Genomic DNA, 6,623 nt, shown 5'->3' with positions numbered 1-6,623 from the left:
TGGCGATCGAGACACCGTCGTTGGTGATCGTGGGCGCGCCCCACTTCTTCTCCAGCACGACGTTGCGGCCCTTGGGACCCAAGGTCACCTTCACGGCGTCGGCGAGCTGGTTCATACCGCGCTCGAGGCCACGCCGGGCGTCCTCGTCGAACGCGATCATCTTCGACGTCATTTCTGCTCCTGCTTGTGAATGGGGGTGTGCCGGGACGGCGCCCGCGACGGACGGCCCGCAGGCCTCGCCGTCCCGGCCCATGCGGTTGGCACTCTCCGGGCGCGAGTGCCAGGCGTCTCCCGCACTCTACTCACAACTTGCGCGGCACGCATATAGTGCGTGGTGCGCAGCATTGGATAGAGTTCAGCTCATGAACGACGACGCCATGGATCTCCGCGCCCGCAACAAGCAGGCCACCAGGGAGGCGATCGGCCACGCCGCGCTGCGCCTGGCCATCGAGCAAGGTCCGCACGGGCTGGCCCTGGTACGCGTCCATGACATCGCCACGGCCGCGGGCGTCTCGCCACGTACCTACAACAACTACTTCTCCAGCAGGGAAGAGGCGATCTGCGCCTTCCAGGCCGACCAGTCCAAGCGCGCGGGGCAGGCGCTGCGCTCCCGGCCCGCCGACGAGCCGCTCGGCCAGGCCGTCGTCGCGGCCATGATCGAGCTTTACACCAACCCGGAGCCGGACAGAGCCGGTCTGCGCATGATCATGCTGACGCCCGAACTGGAGGGCGAGGCGCTGAAGGCGTTCAGCATGGCGGAGGGCCCGCTCGCGGAGGCGATCGCGGCCCGCACCGGCACCGATCTCCGCCGCGACCTGTTCCCCGCCGTCACGGCCGCGGCGGTCGCCGGGGCCATTCGTGTGGCGGGACGGCACTGGCTCGAATCCGCCGACGCGGGACCCTTCGCCGCCGTCCTGCGCCACGCTCTGTCCTGCGTCTTCGCTCCTGGGGCATAGCTCAGGGTCGGTGGCCGCATTCCCCGCAGGGGGCCGTGGGTTGAAGAAAACCTTTTCGTTCGATGAGGCGAGGGGTGTTGTCTTTATCCGTCTTGGGTCGGTGTTCGTTTCCCACTGGTACGCCGCGTACAGGTCTTGGGACGGTGAGTTTCCGCAGGTCATTAAATTCCGAAACTCGGTGAAACGTTCAAGGGGCAATGGTTCTGACCTGCGTGAATCCATCGATGGTTCCTGGAAAACCTTTTTCTTCGGCAGATTTCGCTGGACTATTCACGGGTCCGTACTGAGCGAGAAAGAAAGGATCACTCCGTGAAAGCAGCGGACCCGACCCGCCTGCTGACGGCGGTTCACCGACATCGCCCCATACGACGGTCAGGACGCCGTGTGCTCGTCGCCGTGACCGCGCTGGTCATCGGCTACATCGGCGCAGGGTTGCCCGCCGGCCCGGCCTCGGCGGCTCCCGGTTGCCGGGTCACCTATGCCATCAGCTCGCAGTGGGCCGGTGGATTCGGCGCCGACATCACGATCACCAACCTTGGTGACCCGCTTTCCTCCTGGCAGCTCCGGTGGAATTTCACCGCCGGGCAGACGGTCGTCCAGGGTTGGAATGCCACCTACAGCCAGAGCGGTACTGCCGTCACCGCGACCAACGTCTCCTACAACGGTGCTCTGGCTACCGGGGCCAGCACTGGGATCGGCTTCAACGGCAGTTGGACGGGGTCCAACCCGGTGCCGTCCTCGTTCACCCTCAACGGCACCACCTGCACCGGTTCGGTGATCAGCAGCCCGTCACCCAGCGCTACCACTCCTACCGTGGCCGCCGACGGCACCGGGAGGTATCGCACGGTGCAGGCGGCGATCGACGCCGTACCCGCGAACAACACCAGCCGGGTGGTGATCACGATCAAGCCGGGCACCTACCGCGAGATCGTCACGGTCAACAAGCCGTACGTCACCTTGCAGGGCCTGGGCTCCACGGCCGCGCAGACGGTCATCGTGAACAACCGGTCGGCTTACACCAGTGGGACGTCCGGCAGCTACACCATGGTGGTCAGCGGCCGGGACTTCGCCGGGACCAACCTGACGGTCTCCAACGACTTCGACGAGACCTCGACCCCCGAGGGGCAGCAGGCCGTGGCGCTCCGGCTGGACGGCGACCGTACCACCCTGACCAACGTGCGTGTCCTGGGCGATCAGGACACCCTGCTGGTCAACGACTCCGCCCGCGCGTACGTCAGGAACTCCTACGTCGAGGGCACCGTCGACTTCATCTTCGGCGGCGGCACCATCGTCTTCGACAACTGCGACATCTACGAGAAGCGCAGCACCGGCGGCCCGATCACCGCCGCCAGTACGCCCGCGGCCAAGACCTACGGCTTCCTGTTCTACCGGTCCCGCGTCACCGGAGCCACCGCGAACACCACCACCCTGGGCAGGCCCTGGCGTCCCGACGCCCAGGTGCTCTACCGCGAGTCCACGCTCAGCTCAACGATCAGGACCTCGCAGCCGTGGACCGACATGTCCACCAACATCTGGCAGAACGCCCGTTTCCTGGAATATCGCAATACGGGTGCCGGAGCAGGGGTCAACGCCAACCGGCCGCAGCTGAGCGATGCGCAGGCGGCCAACTACACCCCGCAGAGATACCTGGCCGGTTCCGACGGCTGGAACCCCGTCGGCTGAGGCCACACCACCCGACCTAGGAGCACATCCATGCGTACCTTACGAACGCGGCTGGTCGCGCTGGCCGCCGCCATCCCCCTCACCGCGGCCCTGACCTTCACCGCCGGCCCGGCTTCGGCGGCTCCCGGTTGCCGGGTCACCTATGCCATCGGCTCGCAGTGGGCTGGTGGATTCGGTGCCGACATCACGATCACCAACCTTGGTGATCCGCTTTCCTCCTGGCAGCTCCGGTGGAATTTCGCCGCCGGGCAGACGGTCGTCCAGGGTTGGAACGCCACCTACAGCCAGAGTGGTGCCGCTATCACCGCGACCAACGTCTCCTACAACGGTGCTCTGGCTACCGGGGCCAGTACCGGTATCGGCTTCAACGGCAGTTGGACGGGGTCCAACCCGGTGCCGTCCTCGTTCACCCTCAACGGCACCGCCTGTACTGGCTCCGTCGTCACCTCACCCACCCCGACCCCCTCACCCGGTGGGCGTACCTGGTCCAGCAACGCTGACGGGTTCGCCGCCACGAGTGGCATGGGGCTGACCACCACCACCGGTGGCGCGGGCGGCGCCACGGTCACCGTCACCACCTACGCCGACCTGGTACGGTACGCCACCGCCGCGCAGCCCTACGTCATCCGCGTCAACGGCGCGATCACCGCCACCCCGTACGGCTCCGAGATCCGGGTGGCCTCCAACAAGACCATCGTGGGTGTGGGCACCGGCGGCCACCTCGTCAACGGCGGCTTCTTCCTCGGCTCCGGCGTCAACAATGTGATCATCCGCAACCTGACCATCCGCGACACCCGGATGCCCGACGACGACCCCGGCGACGACCTCTACGACTACGACGGCATCCAGATGGACGGCGCCCATCACGTCTGGATCGACCACAACCACATCACCCGGATGAACGACGGCCTCATCGACAGCCGCCTGGACACCACCTACCTGACCGTGTCCTGGAACATCCTGTCGGAGGACCGGAAGGCGTTCGGCATCGGCTGGACCAGCAACGTCACCTCGCGCATGACGATCCACCACAACTGGCTGCGCGACAACGCCTCCCGCAACCCCAGCACCGACAACGTCGCCTACGCCCACCTGTACAACAACTACCTGCAGAACATCACCGGGTACGGCAACTACGCGCGCGGCGCCACCAAGATGGTGCTGGAGAACAGTTACTTCGAGAACGTCAAGGACCCCTACTACCGCGACGACGCCGCCCAACTGCGCCAGTCCGGCAGCATCTGCACCGGCTGCACCGGGCAACAGGAGACCGGCGGCTCCGCGTTCACGCCGAGTTCGTTCTACTCCTACACCCTCGACCCGGCCTCTAGCGTGCCTGGCCTGCTCCGCACGTACGCGGGCCCACAGGCCAACATCGGCCTCTGACCCACCCCTACCGCCGGGGACATCCCGTCCCCGGCGGTCTTTGTTCAGGCCACCTTGGCCGACGGGGCGACCCACGTGTTGCAGGAGGCCGGGTTGCCCGTCTGGAAACCCCGCCTCAGCCAGTATTCGAGGTTGCGGCCCTTGCCGTGGGTGTTGGTCTTGTAGGTTCGTTCGAGGTATTCGGCCCCGGCCCGGGTTCTGTCGACCAGGCTCTCCCACTCGGTCTCGGAGCTGTTCAGTGCGGGCCACATGCTCTTGAACAGGACGCCGCTGAGGCACTCGGCCTGGAGTTCTAGGCGGTGGGCCTGTTCGTTCAGCTCGCTTTTTCCCCGGTACGGGTGGTATTGGTCTGCCCGGATTATTCCGCTGATTTGCTGAATATGGTGGCCGTACTCGTGAGTGAGAGTGCTCAGGAAGTGCAACCCCCAAGGCTCGTCGATGCTGACTTCGCTCACCAGCATCATGAAGCGACGTTCGCTGGGACAGTAGACCCCGCCGGCGCGGTCCGGCCAGGAGGAGCCGCAGAAGCGCCGGGGCTCTTTCGTGGCGAACGCGACCCTGGCCTTGGCGAACGGAAGGCGGGCCCTCTTCGCATAGGCGGCCCAGGCGGCGTTGAGGCAGTCCAGTACGGCACGACCATACGTTTTCGACACCGGCGGATCGAAATGCTGGTTCATCACCTTCACCATGCACGCGGCCGGTTTCAGTTTGCCTGCGCGGTACAGCTTGTTGTGGGTCAGGACGCGGTCCTTGATGGGGTAGGCGTTCGCGTCAGCCGTGCCGGATAAGAGCGGCAGGGAAACCGCGCAAGCGGCGACGAGGGGGGAGAGACGCATGCGGCACAGCGTACGATCTTGATCATTCTCCTGCCATGTCGCCCGGTAACCGGTGTGGTCTCTTGTGACACCACTGAATGCAACGCCTCAAGAGCGCCGAATATCACCCTTCGTGTCCATATGATGACGATAAGTTGCAGAAGTGTAGTTCCGGGAAGTATGGTTCTGTGACCCCGGTCACCCGGTGACTACAGGTTCGATGACCGCGCTGTCTGTTATGCGACAGTTCGATGCGATGGCAGGCCGTATAGGCGGGTGAGGTCTACCAGTTCGACGTCGGGGCGTTCGGTGGCGGTGGCTTCGAGGTCGGGGGTGAAGCCGGTGGTGGAGAACAAAGTGAGGATGGTTCGGTCGGTGTTGTGGCCCTCGCGGGTGAGGAGGGTGCGGATGGTTTCCAGGCGGGTGAGGTCGGGGAGGCCGCGGCGGCTGAGGGTGGCTTTGGCTTCGCCGAGGAGGGTGATGTCGGTGCCCTCGGTGGCCAGGACGTCGATTTCGTGTTTGGCGCGGCCGGCGTGGTCCTGGATGGTGGCGTAGCCGATCTGGCCGAAGCCGGTGGGGTGGTTGAGTTCGTCGGGGGCGAAGCGGTGGGCCCAGTCCCGGGCCAGTTCTTCGAAGTGCGGGCCGAGGATGGCGGAGCGGAAGGTGGGGGCGGCGGCCCGCCATACCTGGTCGACTCGGCCCAGTTCGAGTTGGCCCAGGTTGGGGGAGGTGATGAGGCGGTCGAAGCGGATCACCGGGTCGGTGATGGTGATGGTTGGGCGGCGGCCGCGGAGCAGGTCCCGTGACCTGGTCAGGTAGCCTGCCGACTCCAGGACGGCCAGTGGGTAGCGAACGGCGTTGTCGTCGCGGCCGATGGCGGCGCCGATCTTTGATGGGGTGTTCGCGCCGCCCGCTACCGCGCTGAGAATGTCGTAGTAGACGGTCCGATTGGTGATCCTCGGGTCTTCCCGTAGGAGGTAGTCGACCTCTGTTCGGGTGAAGACGCTGACATCGACTTCGAGAAGGTTTCCGGCAACCCATTGGTCGAAGTCGGACAGAGTGCTGGGCACGCTTGTCATCAGGGGGCGGTATCCGGGAATGCCGCCGACGCAGGCGTGGACCCGGAGGGCGATTTCGGGATCCTCGATGCCCCAGAGGCGGGAGGCTTCGCGGTAGTCGAGGGCGTTCAGCCGCATGTCCATGATGGCGCGCCCGCGAAGGGGCTTGGTGCCCGAGAGCAGGTCCTGCATCACGCTCAGCGCGGACCCGCAGAGGATCAGTCTGCCGCCGGGGCCTCGCCCGTTCTGGGAGTCGTCATAGAGGTGCTGGATCAGCGAGGGGAGTTGCGGGGCGTCGGTCATGATGTAGGGGAACTCGTCGATCACCACGAGTGGGGGTGCGCCAGGCGGGGCGGTCCGGGCCGCAGTGTCCAGGGCGGCCCGCAGCAGCCGCTCCCATGGTTCCGGTGTGCCGAGGGCTGAGGCTCCCAAACCTGCATGTACGGCTATCGCAGCCCCGAACCGTGATCGGGCCGCCAAATCCCCTTCGTCCTGCACGCAGGGGATGTAGAGGCCGCCGACGGCCTCGCACGCGGCGGCGAGAAGTTGCGTCTTGCCGGTGCGCCTGCGGCCAGATACGAGTCCCAGTCGTAGCGGGCCATCTTCCGCGCCTTCGAAGAGGAAGCGCTCGAGAGTTCTCCACTGACGGGACCGCCCGACGATGTTCCCTGGCTTGTCCATCGGACCTCCCGTAAATCAGTTTCACCTTGAAAGGTGAAATCAAT

General features: G+C 65.8%; 5 protein-coding genes and 1 pseudogene. 3 read left to right on the top strand and 3 right to left on the bottom strand.

Annotation, left to right across the window (positions count from 1 at the left end; genetic code table 11):
- Window positions 1-172, bottom strand: a pseudogene (locus KIP79_RS38410) (TCP-1/cpn60 chaperonin family protein); the annotation flags it as partial.
- A 190-nt stretch (window positions 173-362) separates the two neighbouring features.
- Here KIP79_RS38410 and KIP79_RS38405 point away from each other — a divergent pair.
- The 3 genes from KIP79_RS38405 (at window position 363) to KIP79_RS38395 (ending at window position 4,025) form a co-directional block, all read left to right on the top strand.
- On the top strand, window positions 363-956 hold the full coding sequence (locus KIP79_RS38405) for a TetR/AcrR family transcriptional regulator (RefSeq protein WP_214109918.1): 594 nt from the start codon (window positions 363-365) through the stop codon (window positions 954-956).
- Window positions 957-1,340: 384 nt separating this feature from the next.
- On the top strand, window positions 1,341-2,639 hold the full coding sequence (locus KIP79_RS38400; protein WP_308170103.1) for a pectinesterase family protein: 1,299 nt from the start codon (window positions 1,341-1,343) through the stop codon (window positions 2,637-2,639).
- A 30-nt stretch (window positions 2,640-2,669) separates the two neighbouring features.
- The gene (locus tag KIP79_RS38395; RefSeq protein ID WP_214109917.1) at window positions 2,670-4,025 is read left to right on the top strand and encodes a cellulose binding domain-containing protein; all 1,356 of its coding nucleotides are present in this window, start codon (window positions 2,670-2,672) and stop codon (window positions 4,023-4,025) included.
- Between the two features lie 44 nt (window positions 4,026-4,069).
- Here KIP79_RS38395 and KIP79_RS38390 read toward each other — a convergent pair whose 3' ends face one another.
- Entirely contained in the window at window positions 4,070-4,861 is a 792-nt protein-coding gene (locus KIP79_RS38390) for a neutral zinc metallopeptidase (protein ID WP_214109916.1), read from the bottom strand.
- 215 nt (window positions 4,862-5,076) lie between these two features.
- Window positions 5,077-6,579, bottom strand: a complete 1,503-nt coding sequence (locus tag KIP79_RS38385; protein WP_214109915.1) for an ATP-binding protein — start codon at window positions 6,577-6,579, stop codon at window positions 5,077-5,079.
- Window positions 6,580-6,623 lie beyond the last annotated feature (44 nt).

Source organism: Acrocarpospora catenulata, assembly GCF_018476525.1.
Classification (GTDB): domain Bacteria; phylum Actinomycetota; class Actinomycetes; order Streptosporangiales; family Streptosporangiaceae; genus Acrocarpospora; species Acrocarpospora catenulata.
Note: the sequence above shows the minus strand (reverse complement) of the source record. Positions and strands in the feature narration are given on the sequence as shown.